This is a genomic window from Streptomyces sp. NPDC044003, from assembly GCF_056435185.1.
The window spans coordinates 529,582-552,278 of sequence record NZ_JBWKFA010000004.1; the positions used below are offsets into that span (position 1 = coordinate 529,582).

Sequence of the window (22,697 nt, forward strand, 5' to 3'; positions counted from 1 at the left end):
CGAGATCCGCCCGGGCGGCCTACGCGTGGAGCTCCGGATTCACTCCCCGGGCCCCCAGGCGCTGCTTGCGGGCCGCCATCCCCGCGTACACGAGCACGCCGGCGAAGAGGAAGAGGACGCCCTGGTAGACGGCGGCGTAGCCGGAGCCGGCGACGAGCCAGAGGGAGAAGCCGAAGGCGGCGAGGGCGAGGACGCCGTCGCGGGCGAGTCGGGCCCGGGACACCTTCTCGGTCTGGCCGGAGAGCAGGAAGTAGATCTGGGCGGCGGTGGACAGCAGGTAGGGCACGGTGGCGGTGAAGGTGGTGACGAGGACGAGGATCTCGAAGACGCCCTTCGTGCCGGCCGTGTAGTTGTAGACCGTCAGGAGCGAGGCGAGGACGACGGTGACGAGGACGCCGACGGTCGGCACGCCGCGCCGCTTGACGGTGAAGGCCTTCGGGAAGAGTCCGTCGCGGGCGGCGGCGTAGGGGGTCTGGGCGCTGAGCAGGGTCCAGCCGTTGAGGGCGCCGAGCATGGAGACCATGGCCATGCAGGCGACGGCGGCGCCGCCCCAGGAGCCGCCGTCCATGGCGTTCACGGCGTCGGAGAAGGGCGCGGTGGAGGTGACGAGCTTGTCGTGGGCGACGGTGCCGAAGACGGCGAGGGTGCCGAGCAGGTAGACCGCGGCGGCGCCGAGGGTGCCGAGGACGGTGGCGCGGCCGACGTTGCGGCGGGGGTCGCGGACCTCGCCGGCGCTGACGGCGGCGGACTCGACGCCGAGGTAGCTGAAGAGCAGGATCGCGGCGGAGGCGGAGACCGCGCCGAGCGCGCTGCCGTCGCTCGGGTGGAAGGGGCCGAGGTTGGCGCTGTCGAAGAAGAACAGGCCGCCGACGGCGACCAGGATCAGCGGGACGAACTTGAGCACGGTCGCGACGAGCTGCACCGCGCCGACGTAGCGGGTGCCGGCCAGGTTGGCGAGCGCGGGCAGCCACTGGAAGGCCAGGGCGGCGGCGATGGTGGCGGCCTTGGACGCGTGGACGGGCACGAGGACGTCGAGGTAGCCGACGGCGGCGACGGCGAGGGCGGCGTTGGAGACCCAGGCGGTGATCCAGTACGACCAGGCGGCGAGGAAACCGGCGAAGTCGCCGAAGGCGGCGCGGGCGTAGACGTACGGGCCGCCGGTCTGCGGCAGGCGGTGGGCCAGCCGGCCGAAGACGAGGGCGAGGGCGATCGCGCCGAGGGTGAGGACGCCGAAGGCGACGAGGCTGATGGTGCCGTACGGGGCGACGGAGGCGGGCAGCAGGAAGATTCCGCCGCCGATGATGTTGCCCATGACCAGGGCGGTCGCGATGGGGAGTCCGAAGCGGCGGGCGTGCTGGGTGCCCTCCTGCTGTGCCGCGTCCCGCTGTGGAGTTGTGGTGGCCGTGCTCATGGGGTGGTGCGCCTTCCGTCGTGCAAATCCGGACCATCGTCCGGTAACGGCGAACAGGCGTCCAAATCAGTGGTTTTTGTCCTGCGTGACCGGGTCATCAACCGGAAGAAGTGATTCCGAGGTGCCCGTGGACGGGGAAATCTCCAGAGGACCCAGCGGCACCTGCGGACCCGAGGACTCGCGCAGCCAGCGCCGCAGCACCCGGTGCACCTGCTCCGCCCCCACCAGCTCCTCCCCCTCCCCCACCGGCGGCGAGAGGTCCGGCGGCGAGAGCAGGAAGGCGTGCGACTGCTCACCGCCGAGACCACCGTGCGAGCCGATCTGCTCCTCGAAGGCGTGCACGGTGCCCGTCGCCGGGTCGTACATGGAGTTGACCATGATGTCCGCGACGTGCGGGAAGCCGTCCGTGCGCCGCACCGCCCGCGCCGCGCCCCGCCCGAAGACCGCGAGCGGCCCGTCGTCCACGAGCTCGGCGACCGGCACCTCCACCCCGTCGCGGGCGAGCACCACGGAACCGTGCTCGGCGCTCGCCACGAGCACGAAACCGACCCCCGGATGGTGCGCGAGGGTCCGAAGCAGCGCCGGATGGCGCCGGTCGATCTCCTCCCGGGTCATCCGGTGCGGCACGTCCGGGAAGGAGACCAGCCCCAGGTTCCCCGAGGCGAGGACCACCGGCTCGGAGAGCCGGGCGGGCAGCTCCCGCGCCGTCTCGCCGCTCTCGTCCACCGGCCGGTGCAGCGCGCTGCGCAGCGCGTCCCTGGCCGCGTCCCGCGCCTCCGAACCTCCCCCGGACTCCGCCCGGGGGCGCCCCCGGCGGGTGCGGCGCACCCGGCGCGGCAGCGGAAGCCCGCACCCGGCCCGTACGAGCTCCTTGAGCGTGAGCCCGTACGCCGACGCGAAGGTCTCGCCCGGGGACTGCCCGTGGTCGGAGAGGAGCACGATCCGGTACGGACGCGGGGCGTGCTCGGCGACGGTGGCGATGAGCGCGATCGCCCGGTCGAGGCGCTTCAGGACCTGGTCCGTGTCCCGGCCGTGCGGCCCCGAGTGATGTGCCACCTCGTCGTACGCGACCAGGTCGGCGTAGACCGCGGTCCGCCCGGACAGCATGTCCCCCATCACGGCGGAGACCACGACGTCCCGCTCGACGACCGTCGCGAAGGCGCGGACGAAGGGGTACGTGCCGCCGCGCGAGACCCTCGGGGTCTCCCGGCGCAGCAGCGCCCGCGTCGACTGGTACATCTCACGGACGCACTCGGTGACGAGCGATCCGGCGGTGCGGACGGCGTTGGCCGGGTCGGAGAAGTAGGCGAAGTAGCCGGCCCGGGAGCGGTTGCGGCGGCCCCGGCGGGCGGCCATCGACAGGACGAGGGCGAGCTGGTCGGCGCCGCCGCTGAAGAGGTTGCCCCGGGAGGCCCCGTCGACGGTGAGGAGGCCGCCGTCCCCGGTGCGGCGCACGGCCCGGCGCTGGAGCTCGACGGCGCTCGCCGGGCGGTTCGACACCATGAGCCGGCCGGTGTCCTTCTCGTACCAGCGGAAGGCGGGCACGTCCTCGTTGGAACCGTGCAGGATGCCGAGCTGGCTGGCGCCGGTCTGGCTGGACCAGTCGGTGCGCCAGGGCGTGAGCCGGTGGCCGGCGTCCAGCCAGCCCGCGACGGTCGGCATGAGGCCGTCGGCGACGGCGCCCCGCAGCACGTGGTGGCCGACGCCGTCGAGCTGGACGAAGACCGTGCCGGGCACCACCCCCGCCGTGTCGACGGGGTCGCGGGGGCGGGTGCGCCCGGTGAGACGGTAGAGCCGGCGCCGGTAGGCGTCGTCGTCGCGGACGGCGAGGGCCGTGGAGGTGCCGGAGGCGACGGCGGACATGACGGCCGCCACCACGACGGCGGTCTCGGGGTCGGCGGCGCCGCGCCCGTCGGGGATCAGCCAGAGCGCGACGAGCAGCAGCGAACCGTTGAGGAAGAAGACGAGCAGGCCGAGGACGAGCGCCGGGACGAGCAGCAGGGCCCGCACGATCACCGGCCAGACGAGCGCGCCGAGCAGACCGAAGACGCCCGCGGCCGTGGCGGCGGTGAGGGCGGTTCTCGTGAAGCTGTCGCCGTTGGCGGACTGGAGCTGGAAGTCGGGGAGGAGTCCGGCGAGGACGAGCATGGTGAGCGTGGAGACCGCCCACACCGCGACCATCCGCCACACCGCTCTGCCCGCGGACCGCCAGCGGTCGGCGCCACCCCATCGCCCGTCACCCACGCCCGCTTCACCTTTCGCCCGTTTCCTGCCTCAAGCGTGGCACAACGGCCGCGATCGGGCGGGAGAGGCGTGTGCCGGGAGCCGGGGGTGAGGCAGGGGGCTCAGGAGCCGTCGTATCCGGCCGTGGGCATCGAAAGACGCCGGTGCACCACCGCTTTCGCCGCCGTGTCGTACGGGGGTTCGTCAAGTCCGACGGTCTCCACCCGCACCCCGCGCCGCTCGCACTCGGCGCGGAAGCCCGGCACGGAGGTCAGCGCGCGGGCGAGGACCCGCTCGCTCGGGGCCACGAAGAGGTCCACCGTCCCGGCCTCCACGTCGGCCCAGAGCGCCGCGTGGTCCGGGCGGATTCCGTAACAGAACAGCTGGCGGGCGAGCACGTACCCCTTGTCGTCGGCCCAGCGGGCACACACCGCGTGCTGGCCGCGCGTGTCGACAAGGAAGGGGTTGCTGTCCAGCTCTTCGAGCGGGGTGAGGCTGGCGATCGCCGCCACCCGAACGTCGTCCATGGGCCGACCCTACTGCCGGAAGGCGACGCCCGAACATCCTCCGGAGCATGCTCCGGACATTTACTCTCGTTACGGAACGAGCACGGACGACGCAGAGCAGAAGGGCGGCATGCCGGTGGAGGTCACCTGGTGGGGTCACGCGACCTGCACGGTCGAGGACTCCGGGGTCCGCTTCCTCACCGATCCGCTGTTCGCGCGGCGGCTCGCCCATCTGCGCCGGCGGCGCGGCGCCCTGCCGCCGCCGGAGGCCGCCCGCGCCGAGGCCGTCCTCGTCTCGCACCTGCACGCCGACCACCTCCATCTCCCCTCGCTCGCCCAGCTGCCGCCGGGGACGCGGATCCTCGTGCCGCGCGGTGCGCCCGCCGCCGTACCCGGGCTGCGCAGGCTCGACCGGAACGGGCTGCGGCTGACCGAGGTCGAGCCGGGCGACGCGGTGACGGTGGAGGGCGTGACGGTACGGGCCGTCCCGGCGCTCCACGACGGGCGGCGGCTGCCGGTCGGGCCGCACCGCTCCCCCGCGCTCGGGTACGTCGTCGAGGGCGAGGCGCGCACGTACTTCGCCGGGGACACCGGCCTGTTCGACGGCATGGCGGACGCGGTGGGCCCGGTGGACGTGGCCCTGCTGCCGGTCGGTGGGTGGGGGCCCTACCTCGGGCACGGGCACCTGGACGCGGGGCGGGCGGCCGAGGCGCTCGCCGCGCTCTCGCCGGCGGCGGCGGTGCCGGTGCACTACGGCACGTACTGGCCGATCGGGCTCGACGGGGTGCGGCCGCACGAGTTCCACGCGCCGGGCGACGAGTTCGTCCGGCACGCGGCCCGGCTCGCGCCGAAGGTGGCGGTCCACCTCCTCGGCCACGGCGACCGGGTGCGGCCGGAGGTCGCGCGGTGACCGGAGAGCTGCGGGAGGGCGCCCGGTGATCGGTGGTCTCACCGGCGTGGTCACGGCGGTGCGCGAGCTGCCGCCGGAGTCGACGCAGCAGGCGGTCGGCTATCCCTCGCTGTTCCTGCTCGTGGCGCTCGGCGCGCTGGTGCCGGTCGTGCCGACGGGCGCGATCGTCAGTTCGGCGGCGGTGGTCGCCTTCCACCAGTCCTCGCCGTTCTCGCTGCTCTTCGTCTTCCTGGTGGCGGCGTCCGCCGCGCTGCTCGGCGACACCGCGCTCTACTGGCTCGGGCAGCGCGGGGTCCGCTCCCGCAACGGCTCGCGGTGGCTCGCCGCACTGCGGTCCCGGGTGACGCCGGACCGGCTCGCGCACGCGCAGGAGCGGCTCGACACCCACCAGGTGTCGGTGCTCGTACTGTCCCGGCTCGTACCGGCGGGGCGGATCCCGGTGATGCTGGCCTGTCTGCTCGCGGAGATGCCGCTGCGCCGCTTCGTCCGGGGGGACGCGGCGGCCTGCCTGGCGTGGGCGGCGACGTACCAGCTGATCGGGATCCTGGGCGGCTCGCTCTTCCCGGAGCCCTGGCAGGGAGTGGTCGCGGCGGTCGGCCTGACGGTGCTGATCAGCCTGGTCCCGACGCTGTGGCGGCGGATCCGGAGGACGGGCCACGAGGTCCCGTCAGGGCACGAGCACCCGTGAGCCGCCGACCGGCAGGTCCCACAGGTCCTCGCGGGGCAGACCGGCGTTCTCCCAGGCGGTCCTGACCCGGGTGAGGGGTTCGAGGACCGGCTCGGAGGAGAGCACGAAGGTGGCCCAGTGCATGGGCGCCATCCGCCGCGCGCCGAGGTCCTGGTGGGCGCGGACCGCCTCCTCGGGGTCGGTGTGGACGTCGCTGAGCCACCAGCGCGGGTCGTACGCGCCGATCGGGAGGAGCGCCAGGTCGATGCCGGGGTAGCGGCGGCCGATCTCCGCGAACCAGTGGCCGTATCCGGTGTCCCCGGCGAAGTGGATCCGGCGCCCGGTCCGGTCGGTGAGCACCCAGCCGCCCCACAGGGAGCGGCAGGTGTCCAGGAGGGTGCGCTTGGACCAGTGGTGCGCGGGGACGAAGTCGAAGCGGACGCCGTCGAGTTCGGCGGCCTCCCACCAGTCGAGCTCGGTCACTCGGCTGAACCGGCGGCGGGTGAACCAGCGGCCGAGGCCGGCGGGGACGAAGACCGGGGTGTGCCGGGGCAGTCGCCTGAGGGTGGGGCCGTCGAGGTGGTCGAAGTGGTTGTGGCTGATGACGACGGCGTCGACGGGCGGCAGGTCCTCCCAGCGGACCCCGACGGGGGTGAGCCGGGCCGGTGTGCCGAAGATGCGGCGGGACCAGACGGGGTCGGTGAGGACGGTGAGTCCGCCGACGCGCAGGATCCAGCTGGCGTGCCCGGCCCAGGTGACCGCGAGGGTGTCGGGTCCCGCGGGCGGCAGCGGGCCGGGCTCGAAGGGCAGCAGGGGGATGTCGCGGAGGCCCTCGGCGCGGGGGCGTACGGCTCCTTCGCGGGCGAGGCGGGCCAGGGCCCGGACGCCGGGGAGGGGTGCGGTGAGCCGGTCGGCGAAGGTGCGGGGCCAGTCGTGGCGCAGCCGTCCGACGGGCTGGAGGACGGGAGCGGGTGCGGGGGGCGTGACCTGTTCGGGGGTGTACGGGGCCTGTGCGGCGCGAGCGGGGGGCGCCGTCCGTTCGGTCATCTGCGGGCTCCGTTCCGCTCGGCGCTGGGTGGCGTGGTCGGGGGACGTCGAGGTACGGCCGCGGTCATCGGAGTTCCTCCAGGGCTCCCCCGAACTCCTCCAACGCGCGGGCCACATGGGGCAGTTCCACGGGGTCGGGTACTCCGAGCGTCTCGGCGCGCTCCTCCTCGGTGGCGCCGAGGAACATGCCGGTGCCGAACCTGACGCGCAGCGCGCCGAGTTCGTCGCCGAAGCGGTGGCCGCCGGTCGCCGGGGCGCCGAGCCGCTCGGTGAGGTGGCTCTCCAGCTCCAGGGAGTCGGTGACGCCCCGGGCGGCGAGCCCGGCGCGCAGCGGGCCGAGGTCGGCGTAGAGGTGGCGGCCGGCCTGCGGGGGCCGGGCGAGGGCTCCGGCGGCGAGGACGGCGCGGTGCGCGGCCGTCGCGAGGAGTCCGTGGACGGTGGCGGCGCGCCGGGCCCGTACGGTGACGTCCTCGGGTTCGTCGAGGGCGTGGGCCATGGCGGGGGCCACGGGCCCGGGGACGAGCGCTCCGAGGACGGTGAGCACGTCGAGGACGCGGGCCCTGCGGTCGGTCCAGCGGTCGGCCCGGGAGGGATCGGTGGGCGGGAAGCGGGCGACGGCGCAGGGCCAGGCGGCGGGGGTGAGGGCGCCGCCCAGGTCGGTGAGGACGGTGACGTCGTCGGGGCACATCTCGGCCGGGCTGAGCAGCACGGTGTCGTGCGGGTGGTGCAGGGTGTCGCGCCAGGTCTCGTCGCTGATGACGTGGAGTCCCTCGGCGACGGCGGCCTCGCAGGCCTCGCGGACGAGTTCGGGCGGGGCGACGGTGGCGGTGGGGTCGTCGGCGACGGAGAGCAGCAGGACCCGGGGGTCGCCGCCCTCGGCGCGGATCCGCCGGACGGTCTCCAGGAGGGCGTACGGGTCGGGGACGCCGCCGGCCTCGGCGGGCGTGGGCACGTGGTAGGCGGGGCGGCCGAGGAGGCGGGCCTGCGGGGTCCACCAGGCGGGGCAGGGGCGGGGCAGCAGGAGGTCGCCGCCGTGGGCGGCGATCAGGGCGAGGAGGAGGGCGGGGGCACCGGGGGCGGCGACCACGTCCTCGGGGTGGGTGCGCAGGCCGCGGCGCCACCAGTAGCCGGCGGCGGCCTCGCGCAGGACGGGCCCGCCGCCGGGCGGCTCGGGGGCGGCGCGGTCGGCGGCCGCGGCGAGGAGCCCGGCGAGTCCGGGCAGGACGGGGAGGCCGGTGTCGGGTGCGGGGGGTCCGTAGCGCACCGGGCCGCGGCCTTCCGGAGCCGTCTGCCGCATGTCCCGTACCTCCTGAGCGCACAGGGGCGCCGGGCAGGCACCCCCGTGCCCTTTATACGAAGGTTCGGGCGGTTCCGCCCCTTCAGGCGACGGTGACCGGGTGACGCACGACCGCGTTGAAGAGGTACCCCTGGGTGTTGTGGACGGCCCGCTCGGGCTGGGTGTTGCCGGCGGCGTCGGTGGTCCGGGAGAGCAGCGTGGCAGGTCCGGTGGTGTGCGGGCGCCAGGGCACGCTCCAGCGGACCCAGCCGTCGCGGCGCGGGGTGTCGTGGAGGAGGGCGTGCCGCCAGTGCGCGCCGCCGTCGGTGGAGACCTCCACGGTACGTACGGGCGCGAGGGCGGACCAGGCGCGGCCGGTGAGCCGGTGGAGGCGGCCTGCCTCCAGGGTGGCGCCGAAGGGCAGCTGGTAGGCGGACTTGAGGGTCTGGCGGCCGATCGGGGTGCCGCCGGCGGGGTGGGCGTCGCCGAAGAGGCGGTACCAGTCGGTGGACCAGGGCGAGCTGAGCGGCCTGGTGGAGACCTCGATGTCGCCGAGCCACTTGATGGAGGCGATGCCGACCCAGGAGGGCACGACGAGCCGGACGGGGTAGCCGTGGTCGTACGGGAGGGGCTCGCCGTTCATCTCGTACGCGAGGATCACGTCGTCGAGCGCCTTGGCGACCGGCAGCGGGCGGCGGACCCGGCCGAAGTCGACGCCGCCGGAGACGTACGGGTCGTCCAGGCCGCGGGGCTGGAGGTCGACGGCGTCGTGGGCGATCCCGGCGCTCCGGAGCACGTCGGCGAGGCGGACGCCGCGCCAGTGGGCGGCTCCGACGGCGCCGAGGGTCCAGGGGGTGCCGGTGACGGGCTCGCCCTGCTGGGTGGCGTAGAGGCTGCGCCCGTTTCCGGCGCACTCGATCAGGGCCGTCCGGGTGACGGGGGGCAGGTCCCGCAGCTGTCCGTAGGTGAAGTGGACCGGGTCTCGGCCGTGGAGTCCGTCGCCCCAGAGGGTCAGCCGCCAGTCGGCGGCGTCGAGGACGGGGGTGGAGGTGTGGTTGCGGACGAAGAAGCGGTCGGCGGGGGTGAGGAGGCCGGTGTCGGCGAGGGTCTCGTAGCGGGCCTCGGCGTTCGTCCCGCGGACCGTGAAGTACTCCGGCGGGAGAGCTTTGACGATGCCGGGCGCGGCATCCGCCACGACGTCCATGGGACCAGCGTACGCGGGGGCGGCGGTGGCGAGCCCGCCGAGGGCGGAGACCGCGGGACCCGCCGCGAGCAGCTTCAGCAGGGAGCGGCGGGCGGGCGCGGGTGAGTACGGCACGGGACTCCTCGGCGGGCGGGCTGGCGATCGACGCGCCCACCCTAGGGGCGCGGGGGCGCTCCGGACGGTCCGTTCACAGTGCTGTCATACGAGGGTTCGTCAGGCCGACGGCCTCCCGCCGATATCCGGGTGTGGCCGGGGTGTCCCCCGGGCCAGAATGCGCCATGTCGATACGTGAAGCGCTTCCCGAGGACGCCGCGGCCCTCGCCGTCGTGCACGTCCTGTCCTGGCGGGCCGCCTACCGCGGCCTGGTCCCCGACCCGTATCTCGACGCCCTCGACACGGAGGAGCGCGCCGCGGTGTGGCGCGACCGTCTCACGGCCCCGGACCGGCCCACGGTGCTGGTGGCGACGGGGGACGACGGGCGGGTGGTCGCGTTCTCCTGCTTCCGGCCCTGCCCGGACGGCACGGCCGAACTGGCCGCGCTGTACGCCCTGCCGGAGGTCTGGGGTACGGGCGTCGGGCGGGCGCTCCTCGCCGCGTCCACCGAGGCGCTCGTCGCGGACGGGTTCCGGGCGGCGGCGCTGTGGGTGTTCGCGGGGAACGCTCGGGGGCGGAGGTTCTACGAGGCCGCCGGGTGGCGGCCGGACGGGACGGCGGTGCGGGAGGAGACGGGCGGCCGGGTCCTGGAGGAACTCCGGTACCGGCGGGACCTGTTGGCGTGACCGTTGTCCACATCTCAAGACGTGGGTCTCATTATTCGGCGGCGCTGCGTACGGTGGAGGCACGCACCCACACCGAGGGAGTCGCTTCCATGACGCACGCCTCCGCGCAGCCCGCGGCCCACGAGACCGCCGTCTACACGCACGGCCACCACGAGTCGGTCCTGCGCTCGCACAGCTGGCGCACCGCCGCCAACTCCGCCGCCTATCTGGTGCCCGAACTGCGCGCCGGCCTCGACGTCCTGGACGTGGGCTGCGGGCCCGGCACCATCACCGCCGATCTGGCCGCGCTGGTCGCACCGGGCCGCGTGACCGCGGTCGACGCGGCCGAGGACGTCCTGGTGAAGGCCCGCGCGGTCGCGGCCGAACGCGGCCTGGAGAACGTCGAGTTCGCCGTCGCCGACGTCCACGCCCTGGACTTCCCCGACGACTCCTTCGACGTCGTCCACGCCCATCAGGTGCTGCAGCACGTCGGCGACCCGGTCCAGGCGCTGCGCGAGATGCGGCGGGTCTGCCGGCCCGGCGGGGTCGTCGCGGCCCGGGACAGCGACTACGGGGCCTTCACCTGGTTCCCCGAGCGGCCCGCCCTGGACGGCTGGCTGGACCTGTACCACCGGGTCGCGCGCGCCAACGGCGGCGAACCGGACGCGGGACGGCGGCTGTTCTCCTGGGCCCGGCAGGCCGGCTTCACCGAGATCACGACGACGGCCGGCACCTGGTGTTTCGCCACCCCGGAGGAGCGGGACTGGTGGAGCGGCCTGTGGGCGGACCGTACGACCGCCTCCGGCTACGCCGACCTGGCCGTCGCCGGCGGACACGCGACCACCGCCGAACTGGAGTCGATCGCGGAGGCCTGGCGGGAGTGGGGCAAGCAGGAGGACGCCTGGTTCATGGTCCCGCACGGCGAGATCCTGTGCCGGGTGTCCTGACCCGTACCACCGTGGGGCCCGCCCGGCGTTCCGGGCGGGCCCGCGCCGCTCATCGGCTCGGGCGCATCCGGAACTCGTAGGCGTCCGGCAGGGGTTCGTCGGTGAGCTCCGCCCAGAGCTCGCCGAGGATCTCCGCGCCCTCGCGCAGGTCCGCGACCTCGAAGCCCTCGTCGAAGACGGCGCGCGCCTCGGCCGGCCGGCCCTCGGCGAGCAGGATCCGGATCTCCAGGAGACGGCCCGCGCCCCCGCCCCGGACCCCGTCCGGCAGCCTCGCCCACAGCTCCCGGGCCCGGGCGGCCCGGCCCGTCGCGAGCAGCGCCGCCACTCCCTCGCGACCGAGCGCGGCGGCCACGACCTCGCCGCCGTCCTGCTCCTGGTGCTCGGCGAAGGCCTCCACGAACCGCTCGGCGGCCCGCTCCGGGTGACCGTCCTCCCGGTCGGCGACGGCCAGGCAGTACAGCAGGGGCCAGCGGACCTCCGCCCGGTACAGTCCGCGCTCCCAGCTCCGTACGGCCTGGGCGCGGTCTCCGGCGTGCCACTGGGCGATGCCGAGGTGGTACTCGGTGGACGGGTCGGCCGGGGCGGTCTCCAGCATGTCCCGCCAGGGCGCGGCGACCAGCGGCGCGCCGGGGCCCGCGCCCTTCGGCGGGGGCGGCAGGACGCCGGTGAGCAGGAGCTCCCGCCAGGGTTCCTGGTCCGGTCCGAGCGTCGACTGGGGGAAGGGCGTACCGGGCAACGCGTATCCCCCGCGCAGGACTTCGAGCGCTCCCCAGCCGGATCCTGCCGCGAGGACGGTCTCCGGCTCGGCGTCGGCCGCGCCCTCCCGCCAGGCCGTGTACGCGGCGGCGACGGCGGCGCGGGGCAGCGCCGTCTCCAGCCGGTGTTCGACGTCCGCGCGGGCGGCGGTCCAGTCGTCGCCGAGCGCCGTCGCGGGGTCGGCGGCGAGCGGTCCGTACGCCTCCAGCCAGCTGAACTCCGCCTCGCCCGCGAGCTCCAGGTGTTCCAGCTGGGTGCGGGCGAGCCCGGCCTGTATCTCGGCGTAGCCAGGAGTGCCGGGTTCGGTCAGCCAGTCCTGCCAGCGCCGGCCGCCGCGCTCGGTGCCCCACAGGAAGAGCTTGCGGCCGCGCAGTGCGTCGGTGGAGGTCTGGACGAGTCCGTGGCCGTCCGCGTCGAGGGCGGCGATCCAGCGGCGCTGCTCCTCGGGCAGGTCGTAGAAGAAGTCGGCGGCGTGGGTGCCGTTCAGCGGGTACGAGCGGTCGGTGCCGTCCTCGGTGACGGGCACGGGCAGCCGGGTCAGGCCGCGTTCGTAGCCGTGGTGCCAGGCCGCGTCGGCGGGCACGAGGACCCTGCGCTCCTCGGGGACGGCGGTGTTGGACCACCAGTAGGCGGGGGCGGTCCGCTCGTGCGGGTTGCGGATGCGGACGCCGACGTACAGGAAGTCGGAGCCTTCCGGGAGCCACAGGTCGACCTGGAAGGGCAGGTCGCGCAGCCGCTCCCACTCCCACAGGCGGAGCATCGGGCCGCCGTCGGGGGCGCGGACGGTGGCCGCGTGGAGGGGCGAGCAGGAGAGGGTGGTGTGGCCCGTGGCCCCGATGTTCCACTCGATGCCGCCGGAGAACCAGGCGCCGTTGAGGGCGAAGGCGGCGGGCTGGAGGACCGGGTTGCGGTACAGGAGTTCGCGGCCGGTGGGCTTGTGGTGCAGGGAGTGGACGCGGCCGCCGAGACCGGGCAGCACGGTCACCCGGAGCCGGTCGTTCTCGATCACGATCGTGTCGAGGTCCGCGGGGGTGCGCTCGCGGCCGTAGCCGTCGCGCACGGGAGCGGGGAGCAGGCTGCGCAGGGGCGCCCGTCCGATGCCCCGGGCCATGTCGCGCGGGAGCTCCGCGAGGGTCCGCGCGTCGACCGCGTGGGCCCCGGCGCCTGCGGGGGCCCGCAGTGCGGGGAGAGGGTTGTCCGGGCCCAACGGGGCCGCGGGCAGCGTCAGTACGGCACGTCGTACGGTCGTCATTGATCCATGGAACACGCCGGAGCCGGTCCTGACCAGGGGCTCTCCAGGGTTCTCCGCGTCAGGCTTCGGCAAAGGAGCCGGGGTCGGGGCGCCCGGATATTCGCGGCGGCGACGGCGCCCGCCGCCTTAGTGTGGAGGGTCGGTCCGCCGCCGTGGCGGCCGGGGATCACGGGCACAGGGAGTACGAGGAATGGGCACGCAGCACACCTACCGGGTCATCGTGCGCGGCACGTTCGACGGTCTGTCGGAGGAGAGCCGGTCCCGGCTGCTCGCCGAGGTGAACGCGCACGGGCTGACGGCGATGCAGTTCACGGAGGAGGGCTCGCTGGCCTACGACCGGACGCTGAAGCACTTCTCGTACCGCCTGGTCGTCGTCTCGGACGCCGAGGACGGCGACGAGATGGCGGGCGCGATCGCGGAGGACCGGGTGGAGACCGCGCTCCGGGAGCTGGGCCACGGGTACAAGGCGCTGCGCTCGACGGTGACGGACCTCGACACGATGAAGATCAACCGGAAGCGCTAGTCGTTCGCCGTGACGGCCCACCGTTCGTGGTCGCGCCAGGCCCCGTCGATGTGCAGCATCGCGGGCGAGAAGCCCTCCAGGCGGAAGCCGGCGCGGCGGACGAGGGCTCGGGAGGCCGTGTTGCCCGGCTGGATGTTCGCCTCCAGGCGGTGCAGCTCCAGGGGCCCGAAGGCATGCTCCATCACCAGGCCGAGGGCCTCGGTGAGCAGTCCGCGTCCGGCGGCGTGCGCGAAGGCGCCGTAGCCGAGGGCGCCGCTGCGGAAGGCTCCGCGGACGATGTTGTTGATGTTGACGAAGCCGGCGATCCCGCCGCCGTCGGCGCGCTCGCACACGAGGAAACCGGCGCGGGCGGGGTCCTCGATCAGCGCGCCCGCGTAGCCGGCGTACGCCTCGGCCGTGCACGGCGGGAAGAGCCAGGGGCGGTGGAGCTCCCGGCTCTCCCGGGCCCGGGCGGTGAACTCCTCGGCGTCGGCCGCGGAGAAGGGGCGCAGACCCACACGGGGCCCGGCGGCGAGGTACGGACCATGATCGTCGGACATGGGGCCAGGCTATGCGGTGCGCGCGGCGGGCGCGGGCCGGGCGCGTGCTCGTCCGGGCACGACGCACCTCAGCGGCGTACGGGCACGGCGAAGGCTCGTACGGCCACCGCGACCTTCAGCGGCGGGCGTCGCGGACGCGGGGTGGGCAGGTCTCGCCCTTCCGTACGACTCCGATCATGACGGTCGTGCGCCGGTCGAGGGCCGTCCCCGCCGCCGGGTACTGGGTGCAGACCTGCCACCGCGGCGGCCACAGCACCCGGCGGTCGCGGCCGCTCACGTCGTGGACGTCGAGCCGGGTCCGGCGGTCCAGACGGGTGAAGACCCGCCACAGGCCCCGCCCGAGGAAGTCCGGCATCGGCCGCGTCCCGGACTCGTCGTCGGGAGTGGCGGCCTCCTCCGCCGAGGAGGCGGCGAAGGCCGCGAGCGCGAGGACCGCGCCGCCGACGACGAGGGCCGCCCGCCTCACTTCCGCCTCCGGGCCGCGACGTAGTAGCCGCAGGCGGCGCCGAGCAGGGCGGTCGTGAGCAGCGCCCCGTAGAGCGGCATCGTGACTTCGGGGACGAGCAGGCGGATCTCGACCTCGCGGGTGTTCTCGAAGATGAAGACCAGGGTGAGGACCGCGACCGCGATCATCGCGATCCGGCCCGGGGTGAAGGCGCCGGCGAACCGGGACGAGGTGCTCCCGCCCGATGTCCGTGGCGTCTGCTTCGGACTCATTACCCGGCCCCTCTCCTCCGTCGTGCCGTCGGTCGTACCCGGCCACAGCCGTGGGACCAGAATGGGACGCGCGGCGCCCGCCCGTGACGGCGAGGAGAGCCGTACGGGTGACTTGTCAGACAACGTGGGCGACTACCGTGGTGCGAAGACCGGCGGAGAACGGGCCGGGGACGAGACGAGGAGGGGCCGTGGCGGTCAGCGGACAGCGGCGGCGACCGGTCGTGGCGCTCTACGAGCGGATCGCGGACGCCGTCCACGACGGCACCTACCCGCCGGGCTCCACGCTCCCCTCCGAGCCGAAGCTCGCCGCCGAGCTGGGCGTCAGCCGGCCGGCCCTGCGCGAGGCGCTGCTGCTGCTCCAGGAGGACGGCGTCCTCACGGTGCGGCGCGGGGTGGGCCGCACGGTCAACGACCGCCCGCCGCGGCGCGGCTTCGAGCACGTCCAACCGCTGGAGGAGCTGATCGGCGCGGGCGCCCCGCTGCGGGTGCGGGCGCTGGTCAGGACCGTCGAGGAGCCGACCGACTTCACCACCCAGCACCTGCTCGCGCCTGCCCGCGCCGAGCTGCGGTTCTGGGAGTCCGTCCTGACCGGGGAGGGCGCGGCGGCGGCGCTGAGCCACGAGTGGGCGGCGCCCGACGAGCTGCTCGACCGGGTGCACCCCGAGTTCGCGCGCGCCCTGCGGGAGGCGGCGGCGGACACCGGGGGCGCGGTCTCGATGCTCGCGGTCCTGGTCGCGGCCTCGCGGGAGACGGCGCTGAGCGCCCACAGCGGGATCACGGCGACGCTCCTCGGGCGGCGGCGCGGGGAGCAGCTGGGCCGCCCGGCGGACACCCCCGCGGTCCTGGTCACCCAGGTGGTGCGGGTCGGCGAGACACCGGTCCTGGCCGCCAAGCACATGCTCCCGACGGGCACCCCCGCGCTGCCGGTGCTGCAGTCGCACTGAAGGCGGGAGAACGGGCCCGCGGGGGGCCTGCCGGGTGCGTCACAGCACCCCGCCCGGCCGTGGCGTACACTTCCCCGCCATGCACTTGTCTGACAACCCTGCCACGCCTGCCGCCGCCACCGTCTCCGAGTGGATCCGCCGGGCCCCCAAGGCCGTCCTCCACGACCACCTCGACGGCGGGCTGCGCCCCGCGACCATCGTCGAGCTGGCGCGGGAGTGCGGCTACACCGCGCTGCCGACCGAGGACCCGGCCGAGCTCGCGGTCTGGTTCCGGGACGCCGCCGACTCCGGTTCGCTGGAGCGCTACCTGGAGACCTTCGCGCACACCTGCGCGGTCATGCAGACCCGCGAGGCGCTCACGCGCATCGCGGCCGAGTGCGCCGAGGACCTGGCGGCGGACGGCGTCGTCTACGCCGAGATCCGCTACGCCCCCGAGCAGCACCTGGAGGGCGGGCTGACCCTCGACGAGGTCGTCGAGGCGGTCAACGACGGCTTCCGCGAGGGCGAGCGCCGCACCGGCGGCCGGATCACCGTCCGTACCCTGCTCACCGGCATGCGGCACACCGACCGCTCCCTGGAGATCGCGGAGCTCACGGTCGCGCACCGGGACAACGGCGTGGCCGGCTTCGACATAGCGGGCGGCGAGATCGGCAACCCGCCGGCCCGCCACCTCGCCGCCTTCCAGCACCTGAAGCGGGAGAACTGCCACTACACGATCCACGCCGGCGAGGCCGTCGGCGCGGAGTCGATCCACGAGGCCGTGCAGGTCTGCGGCACCGAGCGGATCGGCCACGGCGTGCGGATCACGGACGACATCGCCGAGGACGGCACCCTGGGCCGGCTCGCCTCGTACGTCCGGGACAACCGCATCGCCCTGGAGGTCTGCCCGACGTCCAACCTCCAGACGGGCGCCGCGAAGGACTACGCCTCGCACCCGATCGACGAGCTGCGCCGGCTCGGCTTCCGGATCACGCTGAACACCGACAACCGGCTGGTCTCCGGCACCACCATGAGCGAGGAGTTCCAGCACATGGTGGACGCCTTCGGTTACGGCCCGGAGGTCTTCGAGGAGTTCACGGTCGCCGCTCTGGAGGCCGCCTTCCTGCCGCTGCCGGAGCGGCAGCGGCTCGTCGACGAGGTCGTCCGCCCGGGGTACGCGGCGCTCTAGGAGAGCCCTATCCGACCCTGCCCTCCACCAGGGGCAGGGACAGCGTCCCCGTGGATTCGGGGGCGCTGACGACGGTCACCGGCTTGATGCCGCGGTTGCCGGAGTACGCGGTGTCGCTCGCGGCGACGACGAACTCCAGCCGGTGGCCGGTCTCGTAGCGGTGGACGATGCCCGGCAGCTCGACGGTGAAGGGGCGGGTGACGTCCGGTACGCGCACGGGCGCGACCAACCGGTTGACCAGGGTCTTCGTCCCGTCGGGCGCGATGTCGTACAGCTTCGCGAAGAGGACGAGCCGGTCGGCGGCGTCGCCCGAGTCCTGGACCCGTTCGGTCGCCGGGGACACGACCTGGAGGGTCGCCCTCGGCGCGCCGACGAGGTCGACGGGCTCGGTGAGCGGGGCGCTGCTCCAGCCCAGGTAGGTGCCGGGGGTGTCGTACGGGCGGGGGTCGGGGAGCCCGATCATCCCGGCGAGCGAGGACTCCGAATGGCTCGTCGGGACCAGCCAGTTGACGTACCGGCGGGAGCCGCGGGCGACCTTCGTACGGTTGTCGACGAGCTTGCCGTCGCCGGAGAGGTACAGCTTCTGGCTGAGCGCCGGGACCCTGTCGGCGGTGCCGTAGCCGCTCTGCCCCTCGCGGTACCAGGCGAAGGCGGGGCCGGTGTCCGCGGCGGCGTTCTTCCGGAGGTGGCGGTCGAACCAGGCGAGGACGCGCTGCCCCACGTAGCTTCCCTCCGGGTCGCCGAGGTCGAGTTCGCCCGGCCGCTGTCCCCCGCTGTGGCCCCAGGACTGCCAGATCATCCGGGTGTCGACGCCTCGCTCGCGCAGCCGGTCGTAGGTGGCGCGGGCCTCGTTGAGGTTGAACAGGCTGTCGGACTGGCCCTGGACGATCAGGGTGGGCGCGGTGATCCGGTCGAGGTAGGAGACCGGGGAGACCGAGCGGGCGTAGGCGAGCATCTTCTCGCTCGCGGCGGCCGGGTAGCGGCCGGAGTTGAGGAGCTTGATCGTGTCGCAGGCGTCGGTGACGAAGTGCAGACAGCCGAGGGAGTTGATCCGGCTGGGGTCGAGCGACGGGGAGAGCAGGGGCTGACCCTCGCCGATGAGGTAGAAGCCGTTGGCCCACTGCCATTTGAAGACGCCGGGGGTGTTGCGGTCGGCGGCGTTGGGGGCGAGCGAGTACGCGAGGTCGTTCCAGGTGATGAGGGGGACGAGGGCGTCGATACGGGGATCGACGGAGGCGGCGGCGAGCTGGACGGCACCGCCGTAGGAGCCGCCGATCATGCCGACGCGCGGGTCCTCCGCGCCGTCCCGGGTGACGAAGTCGGCGCGGGTGCCGTCGTCGGCGGCGCGGGTGCCGGCGAGGAAGTCGACGAGGCGGGCGGCGGCCCGGCCGTCCGCCTCCGGGGCGTCCAGGGAGATCAGGCACCCGGACTTCCCGAAGCCGAGGCCCGAGTAGACGAGGCCGACATAGCCGCGCTCGGCGAAGGCCTTGCCGATGGCGGCGGTGGACCCGTCGCTCTTGCTGCCGCCGAAGCCGTTGGTGGCGAGGACGGCGGGCGCGGGGTGCGCGGCGTCCACGCCGGCCGGGCGGTACAGGTCGGCGTCGACGGTGCAACTCCGGCCGCCCGCCTCGACGGTGAACCGGAGCGGGGTGACGGTGTACGGGGCGTCGCCGGGCTCCGCGCCGGCGGCGGGCACGGCGAGGGCGAGCGGCGCGGCGAGCGCGGCCGCACCGGCCACGAGCGCGAGGACCTTGCGGGATCGGGGCACGGCACGGGACACAGAGACCTCCACACTGAGGACGACGCCGAGTGGCCCACGGGTACCTACCGACTGGTAGGTATCCAGGCAGCGCCCATGCTGTGACACGTGTCCAGCCCCGTCAACGCGCCGGACGAAGGTTGTTGACGCAGATTCAGTGAAGGCCGCGCGCCCCGCTCCGGCAGCCGGGTCCTGCGGATCGCCGTCCGCTCCTCGATGGGAGAATGGCGGCATGACAGGCGCTGAGGAATTCAGACCCGAATCGGAGCGGGTGACGCGCGCACTGCGCGATCAGATCATCGACGGGACCCGGGCACCCGGCAGCAGGCTGGTGGAGCGGGAGATCGCGGCCGAGCTGGACGTGAGCCGGCTGCCCGTCCGCGATGCCCTGCGGGACCTGGTCGCGGAGGGCCTGGTGACGCCGCGACCGCGCACCTGGGCGGTGGTCCGGGAGTTCAGCGCGTCCGACATCTCCGACCTCGGCGAGGTCAGGTCCGCCCTGGAGATCCTCGGCTTCCGACTCGCCGCGCAGCGCCGCACCCGGGCGGGGCTCGCCAAGCTCCGCGCCGACCTCGACGCCGAACTGGCGGCGGCGGCCAAGGGCGACGGCCAGGCCGCGCGACGGGCGGCCGCCGACTTCCACGAGACCGTCACGGAGCTCGCGGACAACGCACTGCTCAGCGAGCTCAACGCGACGCTGCGCAGCCGGATGCGCTGGATGCTCGGGCAGCACGACGACTTCACCGTCGTCGCCGAGGAGCACGCGGAGCTGTACCGGGGCATCGAGGCACGGGACGTGGAGCGCGTCGAGAAGCTGGCCCTGCGCCACCTGGAGACGAGCCGCGACGAGGCCGCGGCGCACCAGCGCAGGACGGCGCCGGAGTAGTCCTCCCGGCGCCGTCGTCCCCGAACAGGTCGTGTCGTAGCCCTCCCGGCGCCGCCGTCCCCGAACGGGTTGTGTCGTGCCCTCCCCGCGCCGCCGTCCCCGAACGGGTCGTGTCGTAGCCGTCAGGCGCCGAGGCCGCGGGGCAGTCCCTTGCGCCGAAGAGACGCGCCCTCGCCCCGCCTTCCGTGGGGCGAGGGCGCGTCGCGTCGTACGGCCACCGCTTCCGCTCACCGCAGGGCCGGTACCTCCAGGGTGAGCGTGCCCGTCTCCGCGTCGAGCACGGCCGGCAGGCCGAGCGGCAGGGTCAGCGCCGTCGGGCTGTGCCCGAAGCCCATCTCCTCCAGGACCGGCACCCCGAGGCCGCCGAGCCGGTCGGCGAGCACCGCGCGCACCTCCTCGTACGGGCCGCACTCCTCCCAGGAGCCGAGGCCGATGCCCGCGACCCCGTCGAGCCAACCGGAGCGCAGGAGTTGGGTGAGGATGCGGTCGAGGCGGTACGGCTCCTCCCCCACGTCCTCCAGGAGCAGCAGCCCGCCGCGCGCCGAGGGCCGTCCGTGCGGGGTGCCGAGGTCGGCGGCGAGGAGGCTGACGCAGCCGCCGAGCGTCACGCCCCGGGCGCGGCCCGGCACCAGGGCCCGTGCCGTCGCCGGGGCGAGCGTCTGCACCGTCTCGGGTTCGAGCAGGGTCGCCCGCAGCGACTCCTGGGTGCGCGGGTCCGACAGGAACGTGCCGGCGGCGACCATCGGTCCGTGCAGGGTGGCGAAGCCGGCGCGGACGGCGAAGGCCTCGTGCAGGGCGGTGACGTCGCTGTAGCCGACGAACGCCTTGGGCCCGGCCGCCCGGATCGCCGGCCAGTCCACCAGGTCCACCATGCGCTGGGCCCCGAATCCGCCGCGTGCGCAGAGCACGGCGGAGACGGTGGGGTCGCACCAGGCCTCGGTCAGGTCGCGGGCCCGCGCCCGGTCCGCCCCGGCGAGGTGCCCGAGCGTGGGGTGGGTGTCCAGGACGTGGGGAGCGACCACCGGTTCGAGGCCCCAGCCGCACAGGATGTCGAGCCCGGCGGTGAGCCGCTCCTCGGGAACGGGTCCGCTGGGGGCGACGACGGCGACCCGCGCCCCGGGCGCGAGCCGCTCGGCCCGGGCCGGGGCGTCCACCGGGGTCACGTGCGGTACTCCAGCTCCGCCGTGTCCGTACGGTCGATCCCGAAGGTCCTTACGTACAGGGCGAGTTCGGCCTCCAGGGCCCGGACCATGGTGTCGGCCCTGCGGAAGCCGTGGCCCTCCCCCTCGAAGGCGAGGTAGGCGTGCGGGACGCCCCGGCCGGCTGTGCGGGCGAGGAAGCGCTCCGCCTGCGCGGGCGGGCAGATGACGTCGTCGAGGCCCTGGAGCAGCAGGAACGGGACCGTGACGCGGTCGACGTGCTCGATCGGCGAGCGCTCCTTGTAGCGGGCGGGCACCTGGTCGAGCGGTCCGACGAGTCCCTCCAGATACTGGGACTCGAAGTCGTGGGTCTCGTCGGTGGCCCAGCCCCGCAGGTCCAGGATGGGGTAGATGATCGTGCCGCAGGCGTACACGTCGGTGGAGACGAGGGACGCGGCGGTCGTCCAGCCGCCCGCGCTGCCGCCGCGCACGGCGAGCCGGGCCGGGTCGGCGGTGCCCTCGGCGGCGAGCGCCGCCGCGACGGCCGCGCAGTCCTCGACGTCGACGACGCCCCACTGCTCACGCAGCCGCTCCCGGTACTCCCGGCCGTAGCCGGTGGAACCGCCGTAGTTGACCTCGGCGACGCCGATGCCCCGCGAGGTGAAGTAGGCGATCTCCAGGTCGAGGACGAGCGGGGCGTGCCCGGTGGGCCCGCCGTGCGCCCAGATCACATAGGGCGGCAGCTCGCCTTCGGGCCCCTCGTACCCGGGGTGGTGCGGCGGGTACACCTGGGCGTGGATCTCGCGTCCGCCGGGACCGGTGAAGGTGCGGATCCGGGGCGGGGGAAGGTGGGCGGGGTCGACGGCGTCGGTGTGCGCCGCGCCGACGACGCGGCTGCGGCCGGTGCGGGTGTCGAGTTCGACGAGCTCGTAGGAGCGGTGCGGTCCCGCGGCGACGCCGACCACGCGGGTGCCGTGCGCGGCGAGGGTGGAGGCCCACTCCGTGCGGGCCCCGCCGCCCGCGTCGACGAGGGCGCGGCGCTCGGGGTCGAGGATCCCGAGGGTGGTGGTTCCCCTGCCGTGGACGACGGCGATCAGCCCGTTCTCCAGGGGCGTGAACCAGCGGAGTCCGATCTTCCAGAGCGGGCCGCCGAACTCCTCGGCGCGGGGGCAGAGCGCTTCCGGTTCGGCGAGGCCGCCGTCGGCGGCGGTCTCCGCGCGGTAGAGGTTCCACCAGCCGGTGCGGTCGCTGACGAAGAGCAGCCGGCCGGCCGCGTCCCAGTCGACCTGCGGGATCGACTCGGCGGTCCCCCCGGCGACGGTCCTGGCCTCTCCGAAGGTGCCCTCGGCGGTGACCTCGGCGAGGAGGACCTCGGTGCCGTCCCAGGGCATCCGGGGGTGGTCCCAGCCGAGCCAGGCGGCCCGGCGGCCGTCCGGGGAGAGCCGGGGTCCGGTCACGAACCGGTGGCGCCCGTCGGAGAGTTCACGGACGGCGGTGCGGTCCTCGGCGGCCGAGCCGTCGAGGGGCACGGCGGCGAGGACGCGGCGCACGTCGGTGGGCGCGGGACCGGTGAACTCCTCCAGGACGCACCACACCTCGCCCCGGTCCGGGTGGATCACCGGGTCCACCCAGCGCAGTCCGCCGCCGACGGCGGAGAGCGGGGTGAGCGGCCGCGGCTCCGCGCCGGGGGCATCGGGTTCGTACGCGTAGAGCCGCTGGTCGGGGAAGTGGCAGAACACGGCGAGCGGTCCGTCCGCCCGGCGCGCGACCGCCGCCCAGGGCTGCCCGCCGTACTCGATCACCCGGCTGCGGACGTTCCACGGGGCGGGCAGCAGGCTCTCCTCGGTGCCGTCGGCGCGCCGCCGGACGAGGGCGCGCCGGCCGCCCTCCTCGGGGCGGGGCGCGGTCCACCACAGCTCGTCGCCGACGGTGCCGAGGTACTCGGGCCGCCCGTCGCGCGCGGCGGCGAGCGCGGCGCTCACGGGTGACGGCCAGCTGCCGTACCCGGCCGTGGTCGTGGCCATACCGTCTCCCCTGCCTGTCACGGACCTGTCTCCCCCTGTCA

Annotated in this window: 21 protein-coding genes; 8 read left to right on the forward strand and 13 right to left on the reverse strand. The window is 74.8% G+C overall.

Going from position 1 to position 22,697, the window contains the following annotated elements:
* Positions 1 to 19 precede the first annotated feature (19 nt).
* The 3 genes from AC07AW_RS19555 to AC07AW_RS19565 form a co-directional block, all read right to left on the reverse strand.
* Positions 20 to 1,411, reverse strand: a complete 1,392-nt coding sequence (locus AC07AW_RS19555) for an amino acid permease (RefSeq protein ID WP_478816725.1) — start codon at positions 1,409 to 1,411, stop codon at positions 20 to 22.
* A gap of 66 nt (positions 1,412 to 1,477) precedes the next feature.
* Positions 1,478 to 3,592: a phage holin family protein gene (locus AC07AW_RS19560; RefSeq protein ID WP_478816905.1), complete on the reverse strand. Its 2,115-nt coding sequence runs from the start codon at positions 3,590 to 3,592 to the stop codon at positions 1,478 to 1,480.
* 164 nt (positions 3,593 to 3,756) lie between these two features.
* Positions 3,757 to 4,161, reverse strand: a complete 405-nt coding sequence (locus AC07AW_RS19565) for a hypothetical protein (protein WP_478816726.1) — start codon at positions 4,159 to 4,161, stop codon at positions 3,757 to 3,759.
* A gap of 109 nt (positions 4,162 to 4,270) precedes the next feature.
* Here AC07AW_RS19565 and AC07AW_RS19570 point away from each other — a divergent pair, with 109 nt between their 5' ends.
* Together AC07AW_RS19570 and AC07AW_RS19575 are read left to right on the forward strand one after the other, a co-directional pair.
* Entirely contained in the window at positions 4,271 to 5,050 is a 780-nt protein-coding gene (locus tag AC07AW_RS19570) for an MBL fold metallo-hydrolase (RefSeq protein ID WP_478816727.1), read from the forward strand.
* Between the two features lie 25 nt (positions 5,051 to 5,075).
* Positions 5,076 to 5,738 carry a DedA family protein gene (locus AC07AW_RS19575; RefSeq protein ID WP_478816728.1) on the forward strand — a complete coding sequence of 221 codons (663 nt, stop codon included), beginning with the start codon at positions 5,076 to 5,078 and terminating at the stop codon, positions 5,736 to 5,738.
* On the opposite strand, the gene AC07AW_RS19580 is transcribed toward AC07AW_RS19575, so the two are convergent.
* From AC07AW_RS19580 to AC07AW_RS19590, 3 genes are all read right to left on the reverse strand, one after another.
* Positions 5,718 to 6,764, reverse strand: a complete 1,047-nt coding sequence (locus AC07AW_RS19580) for an MBL fold metallo-hydrolase (protein ID WP_478816729.1) — start codon at positions 6,762 to 6,764, stop codon at positions 5,718 to 5,720. The genes AC07AW_RS19575 and AC07AW_RS19580 overlap by 21 nt on opposite strands.
* Before the next feature lie 64 nt (positions 6,765 to 6,828).
* A complete protein-coding gene (locus AC07AW_RS19585) occupies positions 6,829 to 8,061 on the reverse strand; it encodes an aminotransferase class I/II-fold pyridoxal phosphate-dependent enzyme (protein WP_478816730.1) in 1,233 nt (410 codons plus the stop codon).
* A gap of 82 nt (positions 8,062 to 8,143) precedes the next feature.
* Positions 8,144 to 9,358 (reverse strand): sulfite oxidase, encoded by a 1,215-nt coding sequence (locus AC07AW_RS19590; protein WP_478816731.1) that lies wholly within the window; start codon positions 9,356 to 9,358, stop codon positions 8,144 to 8,146.
* A 164-nt stretch (positions 9,359 to 9,522) separates the two neighbouring features.
* On the opposite strand from AC07AW_RS19590, the gene AC07AW_RS19595 reads away from it, so the two are divergent.
* Positions 9,523 to 10,023 (forward strand): N-acetyltransferase family protein, encoded by a 501-nt coding sequence (locus AC07AW_RS19595; RefSeq protein ID WP_478816732.1) that lies wholly within the window; start codon positions 9,523 to 9,525, stop codon positions 10,021 to 10,023.
* An 89-nt stretch (positions 10,024 to 10,112) separates the two neighbouring features.
* Entirely contained in the window at positions 10,113 to 10,949 is an 837-nt protein-coding gene (locus AC07AW_RS19600) for a methyltransferase domain-containing protein (RefSeq protein WP_478816733.1), read from the forward strand.
* Positions 10,950 to 10,998: 49 nt separating this feature from the next.
* On the opposite strand, the gene AC07AW_RS19605 is transcribed toward AC07AW_RS19600, so the two are convergent.
* Entirely contained in the window at positions 10,999 to 12,957 is a 1,959-nt protein-coding gene (locus tag AC07AW_RS19605) for a DUF5107 domain-containing protein (protein WP_478816734.1), read from the reverse strand.
* Positions 12,958 to 13,147: 190 nt separating this feature from the next.
* Between AC07AW_RS19605 and AC07AW_RS19610 the strand changes: the two genes are divergently transcribed.
* Positions 13,148 to 13,480, forward strand: coding sequence for a DUF6204 family protein (locus tag AC07AW_RS19610; RefSeq protein ID WP_478816735.1), 333 nt, complete (start codon positions 13,148 to 13,150; stop codon positions 13,478 to 13,480).
* Here AC07AW_RS19610 and AC07AW_RS19615 read toward each other — a convergent pair.
* From AC07AW_RS19615 to AC07AW_RS19625, 3 genes are all read right to left on the reverse strand, one after another.
* Positions 13,477 to 14,019, reverse strand: coding sequence for a GNAT family N-acetyltransferase (locus AC07AW_RS19615; RefSeq protein WP_478816736.1), 543 nt, complete (start codon positions 14,017 to 14,019; stop codon positions 13,477 to 13,479). The two genes, AC07AW_RS19610 and AC07AW_RS19615, sit on opposite strands and share 4 nt — an antisense overlap.
* A 115-nt stretch (positions 14,020 to 14,134) precedes the next feature.
* On the reverse strand, positions 14,135 to 14,485 hold the full coding sequence (locus AC07AW_RS19620) for a hypothetical protein (RefSeq protein ID WP_478816737.1): 351 nt from the start codon (positions 14,483 to 14,485) through the stop codon (positions 14,135 to 14,137).
* A complete protein-coding gene (locus AC07AW_RS19625; protein WP_478816738.1) occupies positions 14,482 to 14,736 on the reverse strand; it encodes a LapA family protein in 255 nt (84 codons plus the stop codon). The genes AC07AW_RS19620 and AC07AW_RS19625 overlap by 4 nt, the downstream gene beginning before the upstream one ends.
* A 188-nt stretch (positions 14,737 to 14,924) precedes the next feature.
* On the opposite strand from AC07AW_RS19625, the gene AC07AW_RS19630 reads away from it, so the two are divergent.
* Positions 14,925 to 15,680, forward strand: a complete 756-nt coding sequence (locus tag AC07AW_RS19630) for a GntR family transcriptional regulator (protein WP_478816739.1) — start codon at positions 14,925 to 14,927, stop codon at positions 15,678 to 15,680.
* A gap of 79 nt (positions 15,681 to 15,759) precedes the next feature.
* A complete protein-coding gene (locus AC07AW_RS19635; RefSeq protein ID WP_478816740.1) occupies positions 15,760 to 16,848 on the forward strand; it encodes an adenosine deaminase in 1,089 nt (362 codons plus the stop codon).
* A gap of 7 nt (positions 16,849 to 16,855) precedes the next feature.
* On the opposite strand, the gene AC07AW_RS19640 is transcribed toward AC07AW_RS19635, so the two are convergent.
* Positions 16,856 to 18,628: a CocE/NonD family hydrolase gene (locus AC07AW_RS19640; RefSeq protein WP_478816741.1), complete on the reverse strand. Its 1,773-nt coding sequence runs from the start codon at positions 18,626 to 18,628 to the stop codon at positions 16,856 to 16,858.
* Positions 18,629 to 18,839: 211 nt separating this feature from the next.
* On the opposite strand from AC07AW_RS19640, the gene AC07AW_RS19645 reads away from it, so the two are divergent.
* Positions 18,840 to 19,493: a GntR family transcriptional regulator gene (locus tag AC07AW_RS19645; protein WP_478816742.1), complete on the forward strand. Its 654-nt coding sequence runs from the start codon at positions 18,840 to 18,842 to the stop codon at positions 19,491 to 19,493.
* A 227-nt stretch (positions 19,494 to 19,720) separates the two neighbouring features.
* Here AC07AW_RS19645 and AC07AW_RS19650 read toward each other — a convergent pair whose 3' ends face one another.
* Entirely contained in the window at positions 19,721 to 20,656 is a 936-nt protein-coding gene (locus AC07AW_RS19650; RefSeq protein WP_478816743.1) for a S66 peptidase family protein, read from the reverse strand.
* Complete coding sequence (locus AC07AW_RS19655; RefSeq protein ID WP_478816744.1) at positions 20,653 to 22,656, reverse strand: S9 family peptidase; 2,004 nt, start codon at positions 22,654 to 22,656, stop codon at positions 20,653 to 20,655. The genes AC07AW_RS19650 and AC07AW_RS19655 overlap by 4 nt, the downstream gene beginning before the upstream one ends.
* Between the last annotated feature and the right edge of the window lie 41 nt (positions 22,657 to 22,697).

Coding starts and splice junctions, on each gene's coding strand:
- AC07AW_RS19595 (WP_478816732.1), top strand. CDS start 9,523: ATGTCGATACGTGAAGCGCTTCCCGAGGACGCCGCGGCCCTCGCCGTC.
- AC07AW_RS19580 (WP_478816729.1), bottom strand. CDS start 6,764: ATGACCGAACGGACGGCGCCCCCCGCTCGCGCCGCACAGGCCCCGTAC.
- AC07AW_RS19625 (WP_478816738.1), bottom strand. CDS start 14,736: ATGAGTCCGAAGCAGACGCCACGGACATCGGGCGGGAGCACCTCGTCC.
- AC07AW_RS19605 (WP_478816734.1), bottom strand. CDS start 12,957: ATGACGACCGTACGACGTGCCGTACTGACGCTGCCCGCGGCCCCGTTG.
- AC07AW_RS19645 (WP_478816742.1), top strand. CDS start 18,840: ATGACAGGCGCTGAGGAATTCAGACCCGAATCGGAGCGGGTGACGCGC.
- AC07AW_RS19615 (WP_478816736.1), bottom strand. CDS start 14,019: ATGTCCGACGATCATGGTCCGTACCTCGCCGCCGGGCCCCGTGTGGGT.
- AC07AW_RS19600 (WP_478816733.1), top strand. CDS start 10,113: ATGACGCACGCCTCCGCGCAGCCCGCGGCCCACGAGACCGCCGTCTAC.
- AC07AW_RS19585 (WP_478816730.1), bottom strand. CDS start 8,061: ATGCGGCAGACGGCTCCGGAAGGCCGCGGCCCGGTGCGCTACGGACCC.
- AC07AW_RS19635 (WP_478816740.1), top strand. CDS start 15,760: ATGCACTTGTCTGACAACCCTGCCACGCCTGCCGCCGCCACCGTCTCC.
- AC07AW_RS19570 (WP_478816727.1), top strand. CDS start 4,271: ATGCCGGTGGAGGTCACCTGGTGGGGTCACGCGACCTGCACGGTCGAG.
- AC07AW_RS19560 (WP_478816905.1), bottom strand. CDS start 3,592: ATGGTCGCGGTGTGGGCGGTCTCCACGCTCACCATGCTCGTCCTCGCC.
- AC07AW_RS19555 (WP_478816725.1), bottom strand. CDS start 1,411: ATGAGCACGGCCACCACAACTCCACAGCGGGACGCGGCACAGCAGGAG.
- AC07AW_RS19610 (WP_478816735.1), top strand. CDS start 13,148: ATGGGCACGCAGCACACCTACCGGGTCATCGTGCGCGGCACGTTCGAC.
- AC07AW_RS19655 (WP_478816744.1), bottom strand. CDS start 22,656: ATGGCCACGACCACGGCCGGGTACGGCAGCTGGCCGTCACCCGTGAGC.
- AC07AW_RS19565 (WP_478816726.1), bottom strand. CDS start 4,161: ATGGACGACGTTCGGGTGGCGGCGATCGCCAGCCTCACCCCGCTCGAA.